This is a genomic window from Streptomyces sp. NPDC048639 (assembly GCF_043199075.1).
GTDB lineage: Bacteria > Actinomycetota > Actinomycetes > Streptomycetales > Streptomycetaceae > Streptomyces.
This window is the reverse complement of record NZ_JBICVP010000002.1, coordinates 318470-341081: the sequence shown is the minus strand read 5'-3', so window position 1 is coordinate 341081 and position 22612 is coordinate 318470. Positions and strand designations below refer to the sequence as shown.

General features: G+C 72.1%; 19 protein-coding genes and 1 pseudogene. 9 read left to right on the top strand and 11 right to left on the bottom strand.

Annotated features, from left to right (window positions below; genetic code table 11):
• Positions 1–26: 26 nt before the first annotated feature.
• Entirely contained in the window at positions 27–551 is a 525-nt protein-coding gene (locus ACGFNH_RS05905) for a PTS-dependent dihydroxyacetone kinase phosphotransferase subunit DhaM (protein WP_393652223.1), read from the bottom strand.
• A gap of 51 nt (positions 552–602) precedes the next feature.
• Positions 603–1247: pseudogene (gene dhaL / locus ACGFNH_RS05900) on the bottom strand (dihydroxyacetone kinase subunit DhaL); the annotation flags it as partial.
• A gap of 176 nt (positions 1248–1423) precedes the next feature.
• Between dhaL and ACGFNH_RS05895 the strand changes: the two are divergent.
• Positions 1424–1678, top strand: coding sequence for a hypothetical protein (locus ACGFNH_RS05895; protein ID WP_393651792.1), 255 nt, complete (start codon positions 1424–1426; stop codon positions 1676–1678).
• Here ACGFNH_RS05895 and ACGFNH_RS05890 read toward each other — a convergent pair.
• The gene (locus tag ACGFNH_RS05890) at positions 1662–2930 is read right to left on the bottom strand and encodes a glycoside hydrolase family 18 protein (protein WP_393651791.1); all 1269 of its coding nucleotides are present in this window, start codon (positions 2928–2930) and stop codon (positions 1662–1664) included. The two genes, ACGFNH_RS05895 and ACGFNH_RS05890, sit on opposite strands and share 17 nt — an antisense overlap.
• 305 nt (positions 2931–3235) lie before the next feature.
• Here ACGFNH_RS05890 and ACGFNH_RS05885 point away from each other — a divergent pair, with 305 nt between their 5' ends.
• A complete protein-coding gene (locus ACGFNH_RS05885) occupies positions 3236–4408 on the top strand; it encodes an acyl-CoA dehydrogenase family protein (protein ID WP_393651790.1) in 1173 nt (390 codons plus the stop codon).
• A gap of 150 nt (positions 4409–4558) precedes the next feature.
• Here ACGFNH_RS05885 and ACGFNH_RS05880 read toward each other — a convergent pair whose 3' ends face one another.
• Together ACGFNH_RS05880 and ACGFNH_RS05875 are read right to left on the bottom strand one after the other, a co-directional pair.
• On the bottom strand, positions 4559–5332 hold the full coding sequence (locus ACGFNH_RS05880; protein ID WP_393651789.1) for a hypothetical protein: 774 nt from the start codon (positions 5330–5332) through the stop codon (positions 4559–4561).
• A 254-nt stretch (positions 5333–5586) separates the two neighbouring features.
• Complete coding sequence (locus tag ACGFNH_RS05875; protein ID WP_393651788.1) at positions 5587–7050, bottom strand: nucleobase:cation symporter-2 family protein; 1464 nt, start codon at positions 7048–7050, stop codon at positions 5587–5589.
• 279 nt (positions 7051–7329) lie between these two features.
• Here ACGFNH_RS05875 and ACGFNH_RS05870 point away from each other — a divergent pair, with 279 nt between their 5' ends.
• Complete coding sequence (locus ACGFNH_RS05870; protein ID WP_393651787.1) at positions 7330–8310, top strand: endonuclease/exonuclease/phosphatase family protein; 981 nt, start codon at positions 7330–7332, stop codon at positions 8308–8310.
• A gap of 29 nt (positions 8311–8339) precedes the next feature.
• On the opposite strand, the gene ACGFNH_RS05865 is transcribed toward ACGFNH_RS05870, so the two are convergent.
• The 6 genes from ACGFNH_RS05865 to ACGFNH_RS05840 all read right to left on the bottom strand — a co-directional run bounded on the left by ACGFNH_RS05865 (position 8340) and on the right by ACGFNH_RS05840 (position 12460).
• Entirely contained in the window at positions 8340–8516 is a 177-nt protein-coding gene (locus ACGFNH_RS05865) for a hypothetical protein (protein WP_393651786.1), read from the bottom strand.
• A gap of 3 nt (positions 8517–8519) precedes the next feature.
• Positions 8520–8699: a hypothetical protein gene (locus ACGFNH_RS05860; protein WP_393651785.1), complete on the bottom strand. Its 180-nt coding sequence runs from the start codon at positions 8697–8699 to the stop codon at positions 8520–8522.
• Positions 8696–9838, bottom strand: coding sequence for a Rieske 2Fe-2S domain-containing protein (locus ACGFNH_RS05855; RefSeq protein ID WP_393651784.1), 1143 nt, complete (start codon positions 9836–9838; stop codon positions 8696–8698). Before ACGFNH_RS05855 ends, ACGFNH_RS05860 begins: the two co-directional genes overlap by 4 nt.
• A 221-nt stretch (positions 9839–10059) precedes the next feature.
• Entirely contained in the window at positions 10060–10884 is an 825-nt protein-coding gene (locus ACGFNH_RS05850) for an IclR family transcriptional regulator (RefSeq protein WP_393651783.1), read from the bottom strand.
• Positions 10885–11304: 420 nt separating this feature from the next.
• Positions 11305–11745: a hypothetical protein gene (locus ACGFNH_RS05845; RefSeq protein WP_393651782.1), complete on the bottom strand. Its 441-nt coding sequence runs from the start codon at positions 11743–11745 to the stop codon at positions 11305–11307.
• Positions 11746–12055: 310 nt separating this feature from the next.
• Positions 12056–12460 (bottom strand): ATP-binding protein, encoded by a 405-nt coding sequence (locus ACGFNH_RS05840; RefSeq protein WP_393651781.1) that lies wholly within the window; start codon positions 12458–12460, stop codon positions 12056–12058.
• Positions 12461–12735: 275 nt separating this feature from the next.
• Here ACGFNH_RS05840 and ACGFNH_RS05835 point away from each other — a divergent pair, with 275 nt between their 5' ends.
• From ACGFNH_RS05835 to ACGFNH_RS05810, 6 genes are all read left to right on the top strand, one after another.
• Entirely contained in the window at positions 12736–15396 is a 2661-nt protein-coding gene (locus tag ACGFNH_RS05835) for a LuxR C-terminal-related transcriptional regulator (RefSeq protein ID WP_393651780.1), read from the top strand.
• A 106-nt stretch (positions 15397–15502) separates the two neighbouring features.
• The gene (locus tag ACGFNH_RS05830; RefSeq protein WP_393651779.1) at positions 15503–15904 is read left to right on the top strand and encodes a hypothetical protein; all 402 of its coding nucleotides are present in this window, start codon (positions 15503–15505) and stop codon (positions 15902–15904) included.
• Between the two features lie 153 nt (positions 15905–16057).
• The gene (locus ACGFNH_RS05825) at positions 16058–16498 is read left to right on the top strand and encodes an Lrp/AsnC family transcriptional regulator (RefSeq protein WP_393651778.1); all 441 of its coding nucleotides are present in this window, start codon (positions 16058–16060) and stop codon (positions 16496–16498) included.
• A 169-nt stretch (positions 16499–16667) separates the two neighbouring features.
• Complete coding sequence (locus ACGFNH_RS05820) at positions 16668–18296, top strand: amidohydrolase (RefSeq protein ID WP_393651777.1); 1629 nt, start codon at positions 16668–16670, stop codon at positions 18294–18296.
• A gap of 840 nt (positions 18297–19136) precedes the next feature.
• Positions 19137–20909: an apolipoprotein N-acyltransferase gene (lnt, locus tag ACGFNH_RS05815; protein ID WP_393651776.1), complete on the top strand. Its 1773-nt coding sequence runs from the start codon at positions 19137–19139 to the stop codon at positions 20907–20909.
• Positions 20906–21679 (top strand): polyprenol monophosphomannose synthase, encoded by a 774-nt coding sequence (locus ACGFNH_RS05810; protein ID WP_393651775.1) that lies wholly within the window; start codon positions 20906–20908, stop codon positions 21677–21679. Before lnt ends, ACGFNH_RS05810 begins: the two co-directional genes overlap by 4 nt.
• Positions 21680–22612: the final 933 nt, after the last annotated feature.

Here is a 22612-nt window from a genome sequence, read left to right as displayed (position 1 = left end):
CGGGCCGTCAGGATCCTTGCAGGGGCTCAGAGTTTGCGATAGGTGCGGGCGTCGTCCGTGGCGGCCATGATGGCGTCGAGGTCCGCTCCGGTCGAAGCGGTCACCAGGGCCGCGACCGCGCCCTCGACGAACGGGGCGTCCGCGATCCGCACGTCCTTCGGAAGGGCGCCCTCCCCGGTCTCCGCGAGCAGCGCCTTCATCGTCAGCACCGCACTGCCCATGTCGCACAGCACGACGACGCCGCGGCCGCCGTCCACCGCCTTGACCGCCTCGCGGACCAGCGTGGAACTGGTGCCGATGCCGCCGCCCTCGACACCACCTGCCGCGGCGACCGGCGCCGGGTCGCCCGAACCGACCAGGGCCTTGGCCAGATCGGCGGTGGCGTCGGCCAGTTCACTGCTGTGCGAGACGAGGACGACGCCGACGCGTGGGCGTGGCCCACCACCGCCCGTCGCGTTCTTGCGCTCGGCCTCCTCGTCCTGCTCCTCGTCACCCTCCGGGGCCGAGGCCTCGGCGCCCCCGCCGGTGGCCTCATCGGTCAACGGATCCACCGCCCCGGAGGCCTTGCCGGATGCCGCCTCCGTTTCCCCGGAGTGTCCGGTGGCCGCCTCGTACAGTGCCGTGATCAGCAGGGCCGACGACGTGGCACCGGGGTCCTGGTGACCGATGCTCCGCGCGCCGAGGTAACTGGCCCTGCCGCGGCGGGCCTGCATCGGGATCGTCTCCTCGGCGCCCTCCTGGGCGGCCCGCGCCGCCGCTTCGAGGGCGTCGCGGAGCTGCCCGCCGCTCTGCAGGGCGGCCGCGTACGCCTCGGCGGCCGGGGCCAGCGCATCCACCATCGTCTTGTCCCCGGGCCCCGAGTCGCCCAGCCGCCGCACGCCGGCGACGGCCTGCGCGAGGGCATCGCCGAGCGCCTCCGGGCTCACCGTCTCCTCATCGCCCAGCGCACGCCCCGCCCGCCGCAGCACGGTCCCGTAGAGCGGTCCCGAGGCGCCGCCGACCGTACGGGTGAGGTGCGTCCCGAAGGCCTTCAGCAGTCCGCCCGGTGAGTCCGAGGGCTCCGCGGTCACCGCCGCCGATGCCGAGGTGAAGCCGCGCCGCAGATTGATGCCATGGTCCGCGTCCCCGATGGCGGAGTCGAGTTCGGTGAGCTGGTCGGCTTCCTGAGTGATCACCTGCGTGGCGTCCTGCAGCCAGCGGAGGAAGAAGGCGGTGTCGAGGACGGGGGATCCCGGAGGCACGGTCATGAGCGGGTGGCACTCCTCGGCTCGTGGCGGATGCGTCTGCGCCCCGGCCGGGGCGGCCGTGACGCGGGCTGTACGTCAGGGTGCACGTCACCAGTCTCCTCCCACCAGTGCCGGGCGGCCCAGGTGTAGCCGTACGGATCGCGGAGACTCGCCATCCGGGAGGAGGAGATGATCACGTGGCCCATGCAAACATGCCCGCGGGGGCGGGCGAGCGTCTTCTCGAAGAGTTGGTAAGACACGTCCAGTCGGCGGCCCCGACTGACCTGTCCGCCGTGGTGAACCGGCACGTCCAGGCCCTCGGCATGGACGACGCCCGGGTCTATCTGGCCGACCTCCAGCAGCGGCGGCTCATGCCGCTCGATGAGCGCGGCCCCGCGTACCCGGGAGGCACGCGGGGCCGGTTTCCGCGGGGACCTAATCGATCGCCTTGATCAGTTCGCCGTCGGCGGTGTCACCGCTGAGCTCCCAGAAGAACGTGCCTCCGAGGTTCTGCCGGTTCTTGTAGTCCATCTTTCCGGCGATGGTGGCGGGGGTGTCGTAGCTCCACCACTGGTTGCCGCAGTGGGCGTACGCGGTGCCCGCGACGGTGCCGTTCGCCGGGCACTTGCCCTTCAGCACCTTGTAATCGTCTATGCCCTGTTCGTACGTGCCGGGCGCGGGGCCGGTCGCGGTGCCGCCGGGCTCCTTCTGTGTGACGCCCGTCCAGCCGCGGCCGTAGAAGCCGATGCCCAGCAGGAGCTTCTCGGAGGGGATGCCCAGGGAGGTGAGCTTCCGGATGGCGTCGTCGGTGGTGAAGCCCTGCTGCGGGATGCCGTCGTAGGTGGTGAGGGGGGAGTGCGGGGCGGTGGGTCCCTGGGCGGCCCAGGCGCCGAAGAAGTCGTATGTCATCGGGTTGTACCAGTCGACGTACTGGGCGGCCCCGGCGTAGTCGGCGGCGTCGATCTTGCCGCCGGAGGAGGCGTCGGCGGTGATGGCGGCCGTGACGAGGTTGTCGTCACCGAACTCCGCCCGCAGCGCCCGCATGAGGTTCGTGTAGGCGTCCCGGCCGCTGCTGTCGCAGCTCAGGCCGCAGGCGTTGGGGTACTCCCAGTCGATGTCGATGCCGTCGAAGACGTCGGCCCAGCGCGGGTCCTCGACGAGGTCGTGGCAGGACCGGGCGAAGTCGGCGGGGTTCTGGGCGGCCTGGGTGAAGCCGCCGGACCAGGTCCAGCCGCCGAAGGACCACAGCACCTTCAGGCCCGGGTGGAGCTTCTTGAGCTTGCGGAGCTGGTTGAAGTTGCCGCGCAGCGACTGGTCCCAGGTGTCGGCGACACCGTCGACGCTCTGCTCCGCGGTGTAGGCCTTCTCGTACGCGGGGAACGCTTCGCCGACCGTGCACTTGCCGCCCTGGACGTTGCCGAAGGCGTAGTTGATGTGCGTCAGCTTGTCGGCCGAGCCCGATGTCTCGACGTTCTTGACGTGGTAATTGCGGTCGTAGACGCCCCACTCGGTGAAGTAGCCGATCACTTTGTCGTCGGCCGCAGCGCTGCTGTCGGCCTTGCTGTCGGCGGCCGGCTTCGGGGGCGCCTCGCCGGCGGAGGCGGGGCCTGCGAGCAGCGTCGCGGCGAGCGCGGTGATGCATACGGCGGCGAGGGCGGCGACGAGCGCACGTATGCGAGCGGGGGGACGGTCCGGACGGGGCATGGGGGTCTCCTCGGGTGGGGGAGGGGGACGGGGGAGTCAACCTCGTTGTGGCATGGGCATGTTGAGCGGTTGCCGGAACCGTAGAAGGACTAGACCACTGCGTCAATGGTTCGGACCAATTTACGATGTCGTGGTCCTCGGCGCCGCAGTCACCGAGTCCGCCGAACGGGCACACTCCCTGCGCCACAGCCACTGGTCGGACCGTTCCGCGACCCGGAGCGGCAGCATCGGCTCAGCACGACCCGGCGACGCCGCCCCACCCCAGCGCGCACGCCGCAGCCCCCGACCGGGAGGAGAGCGCCGCGATGCCCGACCACGCCCCGCATCCGGTGGAACGCCAGGCGCCCACCGAGGAGGCCGGAGACCTGTACGCGCTCGTCCGCGACCTGGCCGAGCGCGAGATCGCCCCGCACGCCGCCGAGGAGGAGGCCGCGGGCCGCTTCCCCCGTGACGTGTTCGCGCTGCTGTCGCGGTCGGGGCTGCTCGCCCTCCCCTACGCCGAGGAGTACGGCGGCGGCGACCAGCCTTACGAGGTCTACCTCCAGGCCCTCGAAGAGCTCGCCATGGCACGCCTCACGGTCGGCCTCGGCGTCAGCGTGCACACCCTCGCCTGCCACGCCCTCGCCGCCTTCGGTGCCAAGGAGCAGCGGGCCGAACATCTGCCGCGCATGCTCGGCGGCGGCCTCCTCGGCGCGTACTGCCTCTCCGAACCCACCTCCGGCTCCGATGCCGCCGCGCTGCGCACGCGCGCGGTGCGCGACGGCGGCGAGTGGGTCCTCGACGGCACGAAGGCATGGACGACCCATGGCGGTGTCGCCGACTTCTACACCGTGTTCGCGCGCACGGGCGGCGAAGGAGCGCGCGGCATCACGGCGTTCCTCGTGCCCGGGGACGCCGAGGGCCTCTCGGCCGCCGCGCCGGAGCGCAAGATGGGCCTCAAGGGGTCCCCCACCGCGCAGATCCACCTCGACGGGGTACGTGTCGCGGACTCGCGTCGTATCGGTGACGAGGGGCAGGGCTTCGCGATCGCCCTGGCCGCGCTCGACTCCGGCCGTCTCGGCATCGCCGCCTGCGCGATGGGCGTGGCACAGGCGGCGCTCGACGAGGCGCTGGGGTTCGCCGCGGAACGGCGGCAGTTCGGGCGGCCGGTCGCGGACTTCCAGGGGTTGCGGTTCATGATCGCCGACATGGCGACCGGGATCGAAGCGGGCAGAGCCCTCTACCTCGCGGCTGCCCGGCTGCGGGATGCGGGGAGCCCGTACGGGAAACAGGCGGCCATGGCCAAGCTCTTCTGCACGGATGTCGCGATGCAGGTGACGACGGACGCGGTGCAGCTTCTCGGCGGATACGGCTACACGGCGGACTTTCCGGTGGAGCGGTACATGCGCGAGGCCAAGGCGCTGCAGATCGTCGAGGGCACGAACCAGATCCAGCGGATGGTCGTCGCCCGGCATGTGGCGGGGCCGGAGAGCCCGTAGGCCGCAGTGGCGCAACGGCCCGGTGGCCGGGTCCCGTGGAGGGACCCGGCCACCGTGGCGCACGGACGTCGGTGAGGAGCCGGCGTCGGTGAGGGACGGGAATGCGCTGAAGGTGCCGACACCGTCGTGTGTCCGGACGGCGCGGGCGGCTCAGAAGTCGTAGTCGAAGAAGTCCAGGGCGAAGAGCTGCAGCAGCTCATCGAGAAGGGCGGCTTCCTTCTTCTCGTCGTCCTTCTTGACGAAGGCCTTCTTCTCCAGCGCCTTCTCTTCGTGCGTCTTGGCCGCGTGCTCGTCGTGCTTCCACGCGGTGGCTTCGTCCTCGTGCTTCCACGTCTTCGCGTGGTGCTTCTTCCACTCGGCCACCCACTCGTCCTCGTGGGCCTTCTTCTCCTCGGCCTTGTGCTCCTTCTTGGTGTCCTTCTTCGCGACGGCCTTGTGGTCCTTCTTGTGGTCCTTCTTCCCCTTCGACGGGTGGTCCTTCTTCGCGTCGGCCTTGGGGTCCTTCTTCGCGTCGGTCTTGTGGTCGGCCTTGTGACTCTCCGGCTTCCCGTTGTCCTTGTGCTCGAGCTTCCCCTTGGCTTCCTGGTGCTTCTTCCAGGCGTCCTCGTGGTGCTTCTTCCACTCGGCCTTGTGCTCGTTCTTGTCCTGGTCCTTCTTGCCTTCGTGCTTTTTGCCGTCGTGCTTCTTGTCCTCGTGCTTGCCCGAGTGCTTGTGGTCCTTGGGCTTGTCCTTGCTCTCCTCGTGCTTCTTGTGGTCCTTGGCGTGCTTGCAGTCCTCGTGGGCGCTGTTCTTCTTTGCCTTGGCGTCGTGGTCGGTGCCGGCGGTGTGGGCCGGGGCCGCGTAGGAGGTGCCGGCCAGGGGCGCGACCGCGGTGGCGACGGCGAGACCGGTGACGGCAAGCAAACGCCGAACGGGCAAGGGCATGAGCTTTCCTTTCCTTGAGCGCAAAAGATGACAATCCCCCTAGCTAAGGACATTAAGGGGAGTTGTCTCTCTGCGCTCCTCACGCCACTCCTGCAGCGGCAACCGGATGAGTGAGGGAACGGCGGATCGCGTGATATCGATTCTGACTGTGCCTCAGATGCCCGACGCCCGGCCCGATTCGTCCGGGGCCCACGGCTGTGCCGGCCGGAGTTCGGCGCTCGCGGCCCCGCACCGCATCACCCTCCGACGCGGCGTCAGCCGGCCTGCCCCTCGGCGGGCGTCCGGGCGCCCGGGCCCATACCACTGCCGCCGTCGCCGGGGGTGGCTTCCGGTCCGGTCCCCGCCTTCGCGGTATTCGGCTCTGCGCCGGATGCGGTGTCCGGAGTCTCCCCGCGCCCGCCCGGGAGGTGGTTGAAGAGCACGTTCAGGGCGATCGCGGTGAGGCAGCCCGCGCTGATGCCGCTGTCCATCACCGTCTGGAACCAGTCCGGGAACTTGGCGTAGATGTCCGGTACGCCCACCGGCAGCAGCCCCACCGCGACCGACACCGCCACCACCGTCAGGTTGTGGTTGTCGCGGAAGTCCACGCTCAGGAGTGTGCGTACGCCGCTGGCCGCCACCGTTCCGAACATGACCAGGCCCGCACCGCCGAGCACCGGTGCCGGGATCGCCGCGACCACGGCGCCCAGCTTCGGCAGCAACCCCAGCAGCACCAGCATGCCGCCCGCGGCCGCGACCACCCACCGGCTGCGCACCCGGGTCATGCCGACGAGGCCGACGTTCTGGGCGTACGCGGTGTAGGGGAAGGTGTTGAAGACGCCGCCCAGCACGGTCGAGAAGCCGTCGGCGCGCAGCCCGTCGGCCAGCCGCACCGGCTCGACCCGGCGGTCCGTCATCTCGCCGACGGCGATGAAGTCCCCCGTCGTCTCGGTCATCGTCACCAGCGCGACCACCAGCATCGACACGATCGCCGCGCCCTCGAAGGTCGGGGCGCCGAAGTGGAACGGTGTGCTCACGCCGAGCCAGTGGGCGCCACCGACCCCGTTGAAGTCGGTGTAGCCCAGCGGTATCGCGACGGCGGTGCCCGCGACGATGCCGACGAGGACCGCGACCCGGCTGAGGAAGCCCGGCGCGAAGCGCTGCACCGCGAGGACGGTGAGGAGGACGCCGGCGGCCAGCGCGATGTTCTTCGGTGCGCCGAAGTCGGGGGTCCCGACGCCGCCCGCGGCCCAGTTGCCGGCCACCGGCAGCAGCGAGAGTCCGATGATGAGGATCACCGTGCCGGTCACCAGGGGCGGGAAGAAGCGCAGCAGACGGCCGAAGACGGGGGCGAGAAGGATCATGGCCAGGCCGGCGACGATGACCGACCCGTAGATCGCGGTCAGGCCGCCGCCCCCGGTGCCGATGAGCACCATGGGCGACACCGCCGCGAAGGTGCACCCCTGCATGATCGGCAGCCGTACGCCGAACCGCCACCAGCCCACGCACTGCAGGATCGTGGCCAGCCCGCACACCAGCAGGTCCGCGTTGATCAGATACGCCAGATCGGCCGGCGGCAGCTTCATCGCGCCGCCGACGATCAGGGGTACCGCCACCGCGCCCGCGTACATCGCCAGCACATGCTGCAGGCCGAACGCGCCGAGCCGGCCGGCGGACGGGACCTCGTCCACGGGGTGGGCGGAGCCGGGTGGCAGGAATCGCTGGGTGGCTGTCGACATGGAGACTCCTCGACGCGGGCGGCGAAACGTAGGCCCGATTGTGTGACACCGATGGGCCGCTTGAACAGATTGTTGAAGCAATGTGTTGCGGCGGATGTCCCGGGGTGTTGCGGCCGGATGACGGGAGGCGTGCGCCGTACCGTGGGTGACGCGGAGTCCCTCCGCGTCACCAGGGCGTTTCAACTCCCGCCCCGCATCGCCCACTTCCCCCGTGCGAGGGTGTCTGAGACTCTCCTGTGACCGATCCTGGCCGAGACCGGACCACCCCCTGGAGACGCCATGACCGCAACCCCCTTCACCCGCCGCAACGGCATCAGAGCCGCCGCCGCGGCAGCCCTCTCCCTTCCGGTCGCCGCCCACGCGGCTCCCGAGGCGCGCGCCGCAGGGCCCGCCCCGTCATCGGCCGGGCCGTCGTGGGCGGCCGCCCCGTCGGAGTACACCGAGCAGGAGGAGGCGACCCGTCCCGCCTTCGGGGACGGCGACCGCGAGCTGCGGACGATGACGTTCAACCTCCGCTACGCCAGTGACACCCAGCCCAACTCCTGGGCCGAGCGCCGCCCCGTGATGCGGGAACTGCTGCGCCGTGAGAGACCCCATCTGCTCTGCACCCAGGAGGGGCTGTACGCGCAGCTCCAGGACATCGAGTCCGACCTCGGGCCGCGCCACGACTGGATCGGCACCGGGCGCGAGGGCGGGAGCCGCAGCGAGTTCATGGCGGTCTTCTACGACACCTCCCGCCTGGCCCCGCTGGAGTACGACCACTTCTGGCTCTCCGACACTCCGTATGTGATCGGCTCCAACACCTGGGGCGGCCAGATCCCTCGCATGGTCACCTGGGTCCGCTTCCAGGACCGGCGCACCGGCAGCCGCTTCTACGCCCTCAACACCCACTTCGACCATGTCGGCCAGCACGCGCGGGAGCGGTCCGCCGCCCTGATCTCCGAGCGGCTCGGGCAACTCGACCCCGCCCTGCCCCGCATCGTCACCGGGGACTTCAACGTCCCCGCCCACGCCAACCCCGTCTACGACGCCCTGCTGGGCGGCGGCAAGCTGGTGGACACCTGGGACACGGCGGTGGAGCGCAGCCCGCAGTTCGCGACCTTCCACGGCTACCGTCCGCTCGTCCCGGACGGCGATCGGATCGACTGGATCCTCGCCTCACGGGACGTCCTCACCCCCTACGCCGCCATCAACACCTTCGCCCGCGACGGCCAGTTCCCCAGCGATCACCTGCCCGTGCAGGCGGTCCTGGTCCTCTGACAGTTCGGGGAGCGGCGCGGCTCGCGCCGTCACGGCGTGAAGTCATGGTCGGGCTCCACGGCCACCTCCAGCAGATACGGCTGACCGCGATCCGCGGGGCCGGGCAGCAGCGCGTCGAGTTCCGCCAGCAGTGAGGCGTGGTCCTCGACCCTGCGCGCTTCGGCTCGTACGCCGCGAGAGGCCCCGTTCGTGCGCGGGCGGCTCACCGGTCACGCCGGCTCCCGCGCCGCCGGGACCGGGTGGTGCCCGTACGGATGGCCGAGCAGCCATGTCCACAGCTCGATCGGGTCCGACGCCTCGCGCGTCGCGCCGCAGTGGCAGGTGCCCAGCAGCCGGTCGGTTCCGGGGATCCAGCGCACCCGGTAGATGGTCGTTGCCGTCTTCGTCATGGCGTGGCCGCCCCCGCGGGAAGGATTCCGGCCCCGGCGCCCGCATCGGCGCCCCCGGACCGGCCGTGCGCGTGCGAGGCGTGCGTTTCGCTTCCGGCGGCGGGGCGTGCGCGTGCGGTTCCGGAACAGAGCCGTTCGAGGATGCGCCGTGCAGCAAGGCCACCGGTGTCGATGTTGATGCTCAACTCCTGGTAGCCCTCGGGCTCGGAGGAGATGACCTGCTCGAGAAGGGTCAGGGCGTCGACGTCCTGCATGACCACGGTCCGGTTCTGGTCATGGAGGAAGGTGCTGACTTCCTCGTCGTCCTGGGCGAAGTCGCGTGCCACGGCCCAGAATTCGTACGTCGTGGTCCCGGTCGACGGGGTGATCGCGTGGACGACCTCCACATGGAACGCGTCGCCGTCCTCGCCGTCGGGGCCGGGCAGCACCCCGACCGGGGCGACCCGGCTGTGCAGCACGTACAGGCTCGGGGCGGTGTACTCGATGTCCTGCCAACGGGTGATCCGGCCGGTGATGCCGGTGGACTGTGCGTAGAAGGGCGGGCACGCGGCATCGTCCATGCGCCGGCTCACCCGGACGATCCCCGCGTCCTCGTCGACCTCCGTGGTGATCGGCGTCTCTGCGACCTCCGGGGTGTCGATGCAACCGCCGTGCAGATACGTCTCGTGGGAGAGGTCGAGAAGATTGTCGACCAGCAACTCGTAGCGGGCGTCCAGGGGTTCCATGCCCGAGACCGTCCGCCATTCCGGGTCCGCGAGCCACGGGGCGCGCGGAACGGGATCGGACAGTCCGGGCTCGCGGTCGCCGATCCACACCCAGACGAAGGAATCCTGTTCGACGGCCGGGTAGGAACGGACGTGGGCGGTGCGCGGGATCCGCTTCTGGCCGGGCACGGCGACGCAGGCGCCCCCGGGCTCGTAGGTGAAGCCGTGGTAGCCGCAGACGATGTTGTCCCCGTCCAGGCGGCTCTCGGACAGCGGGTAGCGCCGGTGGACGCAGCGGTCCGCCAGCGCGACGGCGGAGCCCTCCTCCGTGCGGTACAGCACGAGGGGCTCTCCCAGGATCGTCCGGGCCAGCAGCTCCCGGCCGACGTCCCTGCCGTACGCCGCCACGTACCACTGGTTCCTGGCAAAGGTCATGGGGGCTCCTGTCCGTCTGCGGTGGTGTCCCGCTCGCCGCGACTCGGGGAAACCCCCAACCTTTCGAGGGCCGCCGGACGGCGGCAACAGCGCTTCCACCTGATGGAAGCGCGGCTGACCGCGCTGCCGGGAAGGGGCGGGCGGGCTGCCGGGAGGGGGGAGCGTGTCAGGCAGTGCCGCCAGGGCGACCCGGTCGCGTCGCCGCGGTCATGCCTTCGGGGCTATGTCCACGTCCACGCGTGGCCGTTGAGGACGCCGGGGCGGTCGAGTGAGCGCGAGATGCCCCGCGCGGCCACCTGGACCGCGGGGACCAGCGTGCTCGTGCGCGCGTCGTCCGCGCGCACCACCACGGACACCGCGGCCATGACGTCCCCCTGCGGACCCCGGACGGGGGCGGCGACGGAGACGGCGTCGTCGGTGATCTGCCGTTCGCTGATCGCGCAGCCGCGGTGCCGGACCTCGGCGAGAGTACGGCGCAGCAGCGCCGGGTCGGTGATCGTGTGCGGGGTGAAGGCACGGAGCGGTCCCGCGCACACGCGCTCCTGCAACTCCGGTGCGCTGTGGGCGAGAAGGACCAGTCCCACGCCGGTGGCGTGCAGTGGCCAGCGGGCGCCGACCCGGCTGAGTACGCCGACCGCGGAGCGGCCGGAGAGACGCTCGACGTAGACGGTGTCCGTACCGTCGAGCACCGCGAGATGCACGTTCTCGTGGGTGGCTTCGTAGAGGTCCTCCAGGAACGGCAGCGCCGCGTCGCGCAGGCCGATCCCGCGAGGCGCCAGCGCTCCGACCTCCCAGAGCCGGAGTCCGATGTGGTAGTCGCCCGCCCCATCGCGCTCCAGAGCGCCCCAGCTCACCAGCTTGGCCACCATCCGGTGCGCGGTGGCGAGCGGAAGTCCGGCCCTGCGGCTGATGTCGGTGAGCGACAGCGCGGGCCGCTCCAGGTCGAAGGCGTCGAGAACCCTCAGCAGGCGGTCGGCCACGGATCGGTCGCCCTGCCGGGGCGGGGCGACGGTCTCTGTTGCGGCCTCATGCGCGGCGTCATGCATGGGCGACTCCGTCCTTGCTCCCTTGCATCGTGCCCCCGCCCGCGGCGGCGGACAATGCCCGGCGCGGCAGCAGGCGTGACCGCGGGGGAGTGCTGCGTCGCGGGTGTGGCGTACGCGGCCGGAGTGCACGGTGAGGCGCGGGACGGGACCGGCGGAGTGCGCTCGCTCCGGGACCGGGCATCGCTGGCGCGGGCATCGAGGACGCGCGCGAGGGGGATCACGGACCGCTGGGAGCCGACGGGGCCGCGTCCGGCTCGACAACGCCCGCGGCACGGCGGGCGGCGGCTGGTGGTCCGGCGATGTGCGAATACGGTGACGTCAGCCCCCGGTCACCCGGTCACCCGGTCACGCAGGCACCCGGTCACGCAGGCACCCGGTCACGCAGGCACCCGGAGACCCGGGCACGGACACGTACGGAGGTCAGGCGGCCCGGTCCGCCACCGGAGGGAGGCTGCGGACCGGCTGCGAACCGGGGCCGCCCACGTGCGAGAACGGCTGCATGCGCCAGTCCAGCCCCTCCGGGAGCGTGAGCAGCAGCCCGGCGTCCTGCTCGTGCGCGTCGAGCGACGCGTCGGCGGGCGTGGCCTCGGTGACGGCGCGGCCCGTGCCGGGGCAGACCGTGAGGCCGAACGGGTTCCACGGCGTGTGGACCACCGCGTGTTCCGGCAGGACGGTTTCCTCCGCCAGCAGCGCGATCGGCCGGGTGCAGTCGGGGCACACCACCCTGAACATCTCGAAGGTCTCGTCGGTACTGTCCTCGTCGCTCTCGTCCGCCGCGCCGATCTCCGCGGGATCCACGACCGTGTCGGCCGGTACGGACTGGGTGCGGTCGCTGCGACCGGAACGCTTCAGGCTGCGCATGGTGTAACTCCCCCTCGGTTGGGCCGACAAGGCGCTGCGGCCTCGACCACAGCAAGCATTTCCCTGAGCGCGCTCCGGGTAATCGCGGCACTCCGGTGGACAGTTGACGGATGGTGTGGCGTTCGTCACATGCCGCCCACGTGTGCCCGGCCCGGTCGGACACCTCCCCGGCCAGGCCGTTCTCCGACTCCGACTCCGACTCCACCGGGCTCGTGCCCGCACAGCTCGTGGGCGCATCCCGGAGGCGTCCACGGCTCGCGCCCGCAACCCGGGGTCGTCCCGGCCCTCGCCCCGTCCCGAAGGATGCCGCTCATATCTCGGGGACGACGGCCCAGCGTGCATGCCGACCGTCCGCCCGCCGGACGCCTGTCTCGTCGCAGATCGCCTCCACGATCCGCAGCCCTCTGCCCCGCTCGTCCAGATCCCCTCCGGGGAAGATGCCCGGGCACTCCAGCGGGCCCCCGTCCACGACCGTGATCCGCACGACCGGACCGGCCTCCGACAACTCGCGCCCGACCCGTACCGTCACCTGGGGCTTGGCGTGGCATACGGCGTTGGCCACGAGTTCGGAGACCACCAGTACGGCGTGGTGCATCGCCTCGCCGCTCACGCCCCACTGCTCCAGGGCCGCGCGCGTGCGGGTACGGGCGAGAGCAGAGGCCTCGGGATGGTGAGGGACCTCGAAATCTCGGGGGCCGGGAATGTCCACAGTCATGGCCTCCCCTGTGAGGGGATTCGACTCGACCTTGCCCCTCCACGGAATCACCGGCCCGTCCGACCGTCGTGAGCAAGAAATACCCATATCTCGCACCGGTGGCGTACTCACCGTCCGTGTCGGCATACCACTGGCCGTGGCCCCGGGCGGACCTGCGCCCCACCGACCCCATCCGCACCATCGAGGCGTACGCCGGACATCCACCGCCATGACGGCACATGGTCTCGCACCGCAGGGTTCACCACGGGAGGTGCCGGACCTATGCTGAGGGCGTCGTGAGCGTCGCTAGATCCCCCTACGCCTCCGCCGCTGCACGCTGGCCGCTGGTCGCCAGAAGCGGTGAGCTCGATGCAGTGGCGGCCGGCCTGTCCGACCGCCGGTGCCGGGCGGTCATCCTTCACGGTCGGGCCGGAGTCGGTAAGACACGGCTGGCGGAGGAATGTCTCGACCGGGCCCTGGGTGTCGGACACCCCGGTGGCCGGGCGGTCGCGAGTGCCGCCGCGGCGGCCATCCCCCTCGGCGCGGTCGCCCACCTCCTGCCGGGCAAGCCGGTCGCCGACGACCCCGTCGCCGCGTTCGCCCGCGCCGTTGTCACACTGCAGACAGGCCAGGGGACGCGCCGTTACGTCCTGCTCGTCGACGATCTCCATCTCCTCGACACCACCTCGGCCACGCTGATCAGCCAGCTCCTGCAGACCGATCACCTCTTCCTCATCGCCACCGTGCGCGAGGGCGAGCCGCGCACGGCCGCCGTCAGCTCCCTCGACAGCGGCGACCGGGTCCGCCGTCTTTCCCTCGGCCACCTCGGGCCCGGGGACGTCGAAGCCCTCCTCGAGCACGTCCTCGGCGGCCCCGTCGAAGGACAGACGCTGCAGATGCTGTCCGAGGCGAGCGGGGGGAATCTGCTGTATCTGCGGGAACTGGTCCTCGGCGCGATGTCGGCCGGCACGCTGAACGCCTACAACGGGGTGTCCCGCCTGACGGAGCTGCCGGTCGGAACGGGGGCGCTGGCCGACCTCATCGACGTACGGCTGTGCTCCGCCGGGCCCGAGGAGCGGGACGCGCTGGAGATCCTCGCCCTGACCGGCCCCCTCGAACTGCGTCTCGCCGAGGCGCAGATACCCTCCGCCACGCTGGAGCGCCTCGAGACCCGCGGCCTCGTCCAGGTGCGGACGGACGGCGGACGGCACTCCATCGACCTGGCCCATCCGCTCCACGGCCAGGTCCTGCGGCGCCGTATCCCCGGCCTCCGGCGCCGCCGTCTGCTGCTCGCCCAGTCCCAACTCCTGGAGTCCTCCGGCTGCCGCCGCCGCGGTGACCCGCTCCGCGTGGCCACCTGGCGCCTGGAGGCCACGGGCGCCGCCGACCCCGCGCTGCTGCTCCGGGCCGCGTCGCTGGCCCGCTACGCCTTCGACTACCAGCACGCCGCCCGTCTGGCCCGGGCGGCCCTTGCCCAGGAGGAGAGCTTCCAGGCGTGCCTCCTGCTCGGTGAAACCCTCTACGAACTGGGCGAGTTCGAGGAGTCCGACGCCGTGCTGCAACGGGCGGGCACCCTGGCGAAGTCGGACAAGGAGCGCCTCCTCGGCGTACTGCAGCGCGTCAAGAACCTCTTCTGGGGGACTCTGCGGATCCCCGAGGCCCTCGATGTGAACACCCGCGCCCGGGAGTCGCTGACCTCCCCGGGAGCCCGTGACGCGCTGAACGTCTCCGAGGCCACCGTCAAGGCGTTCGGCGGCGCCCCTCACCCGGCGCTGGAGCTCCTGGAGGGGCTCGACGACATGGACCCCCGCAGCCAGGTGATGGGGGCGCTCGCCCGGACCGCGGCGCTCGCCGAGGTGGGCCGCACCGCCGAGGCCCTGGACCTCTCCGAGCGCGCCTACCGCGCCCATGCGGAGGTCACCGACCTGGTGGCCGTCTCCCACCCCTCCTCACAGCTCATCTCCCGCGTCTACGCCCTGTGCGAGGCCGGACGCCTGGATGACGCCGTCGCGGTGGCGGAGCGGGGCTACCGCGACGCCGTCGCCGACCGCGCACCCATCCCGCAGGCCTGGCTCGCCCTCAACCTCGGCCGCAGCCACCACCTCGCGGGCCGGGCGGCCAGCGCCCGTCGCTGGTACGCCGAGGCCGCGCAGATCAGTGCCGTCCACCACTTCACCGCACAGCGCCGGCTCTCCGTGGCCGGCCTCGCCCTCGCCGAGTCCCTGCTCGGCGACGTCGACGCGGCCGACTGCGCCCTTTCGGAGCTGAGCGACCTGACCACCGCGGGATGGGTCCGCCCCGACGCCCGCGTGGCCCCGGCCTGGCGCATGGCGGCCGCGGGCGATCTGACCTCCGCGCGCGAGGTGCTGCGGGACGCGGCCGCCGACGCCCGGGGGCAGGGCCTGTGGACCATGGAGGCCCAACTGCTGTCCGAGATCGCGCGGTTGGGCGATCCGGCAGGCACGGTGGACCGTCTGGCCGAGCTGGCCGAACTGTGCGACGGGGCGTTCGTCCGCGCCCGGGCCGAGCACGCCGCGGCACTGGCCGACCGCGACCCGCACGGGCTGGCGGAGGTGACCTGCCATCTGGAGGACATGGGGGCGCACCTCACCGCGGCCGAGGCCGCCGCCGCGTCCGCCGCCGCGCACCGCCGCCTGGGGGACTTCCGGTCGGCCAACGCCATGTCCGTACGAGCCAGAAAGCTCGCCGCCCAGTGCGAGGGCGCGCGGACACCGGGGCTGGCCTGGCTGGACTCGGCCATGCCGCTGACCGGGCGTCAGCAGGAGATCGCGCTCCTCGCCGCAGGCGGCCTGACGAGCAAGGAGATCGCGGCGCATCTGGTTCTCTCCATCCGCACCGTGGACAACCACCTGCAACGGGCCTACGCCAAGCTCGGGGTCACCTCGCGTGCGGAGCTGGCCGGGGCCCTGGAGATGCCGCCCCCCGACAGTTCGTGACGTCGCCCGCCCGGGTGGTGCGGGCTCGGCCGGAAGGGGCGCGTGCGTGCGTACGCTGGGCACCTCACCGTTATGGGATGACGCCCGAGCACGATCGGAGTCCCGGATGACCGGCGCCGAGTCCGGACAGGTAAGCGTGGAGCTCTACGACGGCAGCCAGGACGCCGCCGAGACCGTCCTCCGTGCCATCGGGCAGGCATTCCCCCCGCCGCACGAGGCGTCGGTTCAGGGCATGATGCGGGACGCGGCCGGGACGGCCCAGCGCTGGTGGTGCACCGTCGAGGCGCGCCGGTCGTCGGTCACCGTCTCCGCCGATCTCGCGCCGCCGGACGCCGGTGACATCACCACGGTCCTCCGAGCGGTCAGGAGCGGCGACGCCGAGCGGGTCGCGAACGAGCTGAAGAGCCAGTTCGCGGTCGACGAGGTCGGCGCGAGCACCCACCCCGACAGAACCGTCGTCCTGCTGTGCATCAGCCCCGGCGCACGTCCGCCCCAGCCGGAGGGCTGACCGGCCGCCCACCGGGCCCGGATGCGGTGCGCTCGGGCGCGTACGGAGACCGCCCCGTACGTAGACGGAGTACGCAGATGATGTACGCGTCGGCAACCCTTCCTCGGAGCCCAGGTGTGCCGAGGCAACCAGGTCGCTGTAGGTTTTTGCGCTGTGGAGGAATTGGACCGGCAAATCGTGGAACTGCTCGTCAAGGACGGGCGCATGAGCTACACCGATCTGGGCAAGGCGACCGGCCTGTCCACTTCGGCCGTGCATCAGCGCGTCCGCCGTCTGGAGCAGCGCGGCATCATCCGTGGCTATGCCGCCGTGGTGGACCCCGAGGCCGTCGGGCTCCCGCTCACGGCCTTCATCTCGGTCAAACCCTTCGACCCCAGCGCACCGGACGACATCGCGGACAGGCTCGCCGACGTGCCCGAGATCGAGGCGTGCCACAGCGTCGCGGGCGACGAGAACTACATCCTCAAGGTGCGGGTGGCCACGCCATTGGAGCTGGAGCACCTGCTCACCCGGATCCGCTCCCGGTCGGGTGTCTCCACGCGGACGACGGTCGTGCTGTCCACCCCGTACGAGTCCCGGCCGCCCCGCATCTGACCCGCCCCGCGCGCCTGCGCCCGCCCCCGCGCGCCTGCGCCGGGCCCCGCGCACTCGTCAACGCGCGCCTGCGCCTTCCGGCCACGCGCGTGTGCGCCGGGCCGCGCCGCAGGCCTCTCCCCGGACCCCGCGCGGTGACCGGCGCCGCGGACGGGAGAAACTGGCCGTCATGAGCGAGAGCCCCGCGAACCAGGACGTCCCCCGCACGGTGCTGCTGCGCGGCGGCACCGTCCACAGCCCCGCCGACCCCTTCGCCACCGCCATGGTCGTCGAGCGCGGCCAGGTCGCCTGGGTCGGCTCCGAGGGAGCCGCGGACGCCTTCTCCGACGGTGTCGACGAGGTCGTCCGGCTCGACGGCGCGCTCGTCACCCCGGCCTTCGCCGACGCCCACGTCCACACCACCGCGACCGGGCTCGCCCTCACCGGCCTCGACCTCACCCGGACCCGTACGCTCGCCGAGGCGCTCGGCCTCGTCCGCGCCCACGCCGCCGCACGCCCCGGCGACCGGGTCCTGCTCGGCCACGGATGGGACGCCACGCGCTGGCCGGAGCAGCGGCCCCCGTCCCGGGCCGAACTGGACGAGGCCGCGGGCGGCCGGCCGCTCTACCTCACGCGCGTGGACGTGCACTCGGCCGTGGTGACCACGGCACTCCTGGAGCTTGTACCGGGGCTCGCGGGCCACCCCGACGCGCCGCTCACGGGCGGGAACCACCATGCCGTCCGCCGTACCGCCCACGCCGCGCTCACCCCGCAGCAGCGCACCGAGGCCCAGCGCACCGCCCTCCGCCACGCCGCGTCCCTCGGGATCGGTTCGGTGCACGAGTGCGCCGGGCCCGACATCTCGGGCGAGGAGGACTTCACCGGGCTGCTCGCGCTGGCCGCCGCCGAGCCGGGTCCGCGCGTCTTCGGCTACTGGGCCGAGCAGGTCGCGGGTCCCACGGACGCGATGCGCATCCGCGAACTCGGTGCGGTCGGCGCGGCCGGGGACCTCTTCGTGGACGGCGCCCTCGGGTCGCACACCGCCTGCCTCCACGCCCCGTACGCCGACGCCGACCACACCGGCACCGCCTACCTCGACGCCCATGCGGTCGCCGCCCACGTCGCGGCGTGCACCGAGGCCGGACTCCAGGCGGGCTTCCACGCCATCGGGGACGCCGCCGTGACCACCGTCGTCGAGGGCGTACGAGAAGCCGCCGGGAAGCTCGGCCTCGCCCGCATCCGCGCCGGCCGCCACCGTGTCGAACACGCCGAAATGCTCACGCCCGGGACCGTCGAGGCCTTCGCCGAGCTGGGGCTCACCGCATCCGTCCAGCCCGCGTTCGACGCGGCGTGGGGCGGCGAGGACGGGATGTACGCGCGGCGGCTCGGCCCCGAGCGTGCGCGCACCCTCAACCCGTACGCCGCCCTGCTGCGCGCCGGGGTCCCGCTCGCGCTCGGCTCGGACAGCCCGGTCACGCCGCTCGACCCGTGGGGCACGGTGCGCGCCGCGGCGTTCCACCGCACGCTCGACCACCGTGTGTCGGTGCGGGCCGCGTTCACCGCGCACACGCGCGGCGGCTGGCGGGCCGTCGGCCGCGACGACGCGGGCACGCTCGTGCCCGGCGCACCGGCCGACTACGCGGTGTGGCGCACCGGCGAACTCGTCGTCCAGGCACCGGACGAGCGGGTCGCCCGCTGGTCGACCGATCCGCGCTCCGGCACACCCGGTCTGCCCGATCTCACCCCGGGCGCCGACCTGCCGGAAGTCGTGCGCACCGTTGTGGGCGGACACACGGTCTTCGCACGGCCGAACGAGTGACGTACCGGGGTGGCGCGACGCGGAACCGGGGGCCGGGGGCCCTCCGCGCTACCTGCGGATCTTTCCCACTGACCTGGCAAATCCTTGAATGTCCGCAGGTCAAACGGCTGTTGACAGAAAGCGGTCGACGGCCGGTAGGTTCGGCCGAGTCCACCACAGGACGTCCGACCGGGGAATTTCCACGGAGTCACCGAACGCCGCTGGGCCATGGGGTGGTGCGCCGCACGGTGCGCCACCACTGGGAGCCAGGTCCAGCGCCCGCGCCACGGGGGCGAAGGAAATTTCCGACCGGCCGGCTGGTGTGACCCGGGTGGGGCCCGGGCGTTCAGTAGACAACGGCTTTCGGTCGACCCGCAGCCAGCGGGTCCCAGGTCGGCCCGAAGGGCGCCGGGCCCCCATCCGTAGCGAACGTCCCCGGGCGAACCCGCTGTTCGACGCGAGCGGGCCGGACACCGGACCACGGCCCACCGCCCGTTCCCGCGGTGCGCACTCTCCCTCCCCGCCCCTCCCGCCCTCCGGCCGACTCGGTGGTGTCCCGGCAGCTCGGGGCGTGGCAGAAGCACCTTCCCGGCTGCCGTCCCCGGTGGGGCGGGCGGCGCGGAAGATATGACTCCGGCGGCTGCGACCGGCCCGGGGTCCGGATCCCCGGCGCGGCGAGGTACCGTCGCTTCACAGCACCGCTCGACCTGCAGGAAGGCCGCGACCTTGCCACCGGGCCCCCACACCACCGCCGCGAACTCCTCCGGCAGTGCGCCGCGCGCCGGCCGCGCGGCGGACACCCAGGGAGGGACGCAGGCCCGTGCGGGCCGGTCCGCAGAAGACGAGACCCGGAGCGAGCCGGTGGCAGAAGCCGGAGCCGGCGACTCCCAGGAGCCCGGCTCCCAGACCCCCGGCACCCCGGAGCCCGCGCATCTCGGGACTCCGAAGCCCGGCTCCGCCAACTCCGGCCCCGCGTCCGAGAAGGCGCATCAGGCCGCGACCGACGACACGCATCAGCCCGGGACCGGCGGCGCGGGCGCCGTCGCACGTCCCGGCCGCGCCGTACGCCTGTACCGGCTCGCGCGTCGCGAGGCACCCCGCACCGGAGCCGCCGCGCTGGCCGGTGCGGCCCTCGCCGTGGCCTTCCCGCCGTACGGCCTGTGGCCGGTGTCCCTCCTCGCCGTCGCGGCGCTCAGCCTGCTGACGCGAGGGAGGACCGTGCGCCAAGGCGCCTGGACCGGGCTCGCGTTCGGGCTGCCGTTCTTCTTCGTCCTGCTGCGCTGGCTCCATGTGGTCGGCTACGACGCGGTGTTCGGCCTCGCCCTGATCGAGGCGCTCTTCGTCGCCGCGCTCGGCGCCGGTCTCGCTCTCACCTCCCGTCTGCCGCTGTGGCCCCTGTGGGCGGCCTGCCTGTGGGTGGCGGAGGAGTGGGCGCGCGACCGCACACCGTTCGGCGGATTCCCGTGGGGCCGCCTGGCGTTCGCCAACACCGGCTCGCCCTTCACACCGCTCGCCGCGCTCGGCGGCGCCCCGCTCGTCACCTTCGCCGTGGCCCTGAGCGGCGCCCTGCTCGCCGCCGCGGCGGTCGCCGCCTGGCGGCTGCGCCACGCCCCGCGCACGGTGCGAGCGGCGCTTCCTGCCGGAGGGGCCGTGGTCCTCGCGGTCGCGGTCGGTGCGGCCGGGTTCGCCGTGCCGGTCCCGACCGCCGCCGACGACCATGTGAACATCGCGGTCGTCCAGGGCGGCGTCCAGCAGGCCGGCATGGACTTCCTCGGCCGGCCCATGATGATCCTCAACAACCACGTCGAGGCGACCCTGGATCTCGCCGAGGACGTGAAGGCGGGCCGTACGGAGAAGCCCGACCTGGTGATCTGGCCCGAGAACGCCTCCGACCTCGACCCGTACCAGTACCCCGAGGCCCGCGCGCGGATCGACGAGGCGGTGAAGGCGGTCGGCGTGCCCGTGCTCGTAGGAGCCCTGGTCGACCACCCGACCAAGAAGGGCTACGTCGAGAACCAGGGCATCGTCTGGGACCCGAAGACCGGCCCCGGCGCCTCGTACACCAAGCAGCACCCGGTGCCGTTCGGCGAGTACGTGCCCTTCCGCGACCAGCTCAGCAAGGTCATCTCGCGGCTGCAGCGGGTGCCGCGCGACTTCTACCCGGGCGATCACAACGGCGTCCTCCAGACCGGGCCGGCGCGCCTCGGCGACGTCATCTGCTTCGAGATCGCCTACGACGAGATCGTGCGCGACACCGTCAACGACGGCGCCCGCGCGATCGTGGTGCAGACCAATAACGCCACCTACGGCCGCACCGGGCAGCCCGAGCAGCAGCTCGCCATGTCCGAGCTGCGCGCCGTCGAGCACGGCCGCGCCATCGTCACCGCGGCCACCAGCGGGATCAGCGCGATCGTGGCCCCCGACGGCACGATCGACCAGCGGACCGAGGAGTTCACCCGCGACGTCCTCACCGCACGCCTCCCATTGCGTGATCACACGACCGTCGCCGACCGCGTCGGCGCCGGCCCGGAGTGGGCGCTCGCTATGGTGGGCCTCCTGTCCTGCGCCGGAGCGATCGTGCTCGGCCGCCGGGACAGGACACGGGGACGCACGGAAGCGAAGGGGCAGCAGTGAACGAGGGCGTACAGAGGAAGTACGGGCCGCTCGGCACGGTCTTGGTGATCATCCCGACCTACAACGAGGCCGAGAACATCAAGCCGATCGTCGGCCGCGTGCGGTCCGCGGTGCCCGAGGCGCACATCCTCGTCGCCGACGACAACAGCCCGGACGGCACGGGCAAGCTCGCCGACGAGCTGGTGGCCGAGGACGACCATGTGCACGTGCTGCACCGCAAGGGCAAGGAAGGCCTCGGCGCCGCCTATCTCGCGGGCTTCCGCTGGGGCATCGACAACGGCTACGGCGTGCTCGTCGAGATGGACGCCGACGGCTCGCACCAGCCCGAGGAGCTGCCCCGGCTGCTCACCGCGCTGAAGGGCGCCGACCTCGTCCTCGGATCACGCTGGGTCCCCGGCGGCCGCGTGGTCAATTGGCCCGCGTCGCGCCAGTTCATCTCGCGCGGCGGCAGCACGTACTCACGGCTGATGCTCGGCCTGCCGCTGCGGGACATCACCGGCGGCTACCGTGCCTTCCGCAAGGAGACCCTGGAACAGCTCGGCATCGACAAGGTCGCCTCCCAGGGCTACTGCTTCCAGGTCGACATGGCCCGCCGCGCGATGAAGGCGGGATTCCGCGTCGTCGAGGTGCCGATCACCTTCATCGAGCGTGAGCGTGGCGACAGCAAGATGAGCCGCGACATCGTCGTCGAGGCGCTGTGGCGGGTCACGGCGTGGGGCGTCGGCGAGCGGGCGGACCGCATCCTGGGACGGAAGCGCTCCGGGCGGTAGGTCCTGCTTCCGCGCCGCGCATGACGCGGGCTTTGCACCGTGTCCGTCGTGAAGGGTTCCGGAGCCCCGCTGAGGTACTGCGGGTTCCGGGCCGCCGGTGAAATGGCATTCCGTGGCGGGGAATTCGGAACACCACCCTTGCGTCCTGCTCATACGATGATGCGTGGAGCGTGCGCTGATGAGCCTTGAGGCAATGGGTAGAGCCTCGCGAAGGGTGGAGCGGAAACGCGACCACCCGGCCGTCGAATCGCCGCAATTGCAGGAGCAGTTTTCTCCGTGTCATTCGACTACCGGCAGCGATGGGTGAAGTTCCGGTGCACCGTCGAGCCGGGGGACATTTCCCGGTCCGGTGAGGCGATGACGTGAACGCACTCCCGTGACGGGCGGCCGCCGCACGAGCCGGGGCCGGCCGCTTCAGCGCTCCCCGGCCGTCGTCGCCGAAGTTCCGCAGCGGGGGCGCGTTCATCGCACACAGTGCGGGCGCGGCAGCGCTCGACCAATTCACGAACGGCCAACGGTTGCGCTGAGCAACGGACCATGCGTCGCTCGACGGCGGGCAACTCCAGTGATCCGGATATGGATTGCTGTCTCATCCGCATTCCTCGGCGCGCATTCCCCATGGGCGTTGTCCGCTTGGCGCGGAGCGGCGCATTTCCGTGAGCCGAGAACGAGCCCAAGTGCGCTGCGCCGGGCGGGTGATGGGGAATGCATCCATCTAGCCCGCCCGGTCCACCGAGCTGCCTACTGGAGGCATCGACAGGTGGACGGCCACTTCCCCCGACGGGGGTCGCAGCCCGCCCGCACCGGCGCGTGATCGCCGGTCCGCGTACCGGCTGCGACACACCGCCGCCCGGGAAGCTCAGGCTTCCCGGGCGGCGCCATGACGTCCACGCCGAGACAGGGGCGCCGTGGTCGAAATCCAGGACACGACCG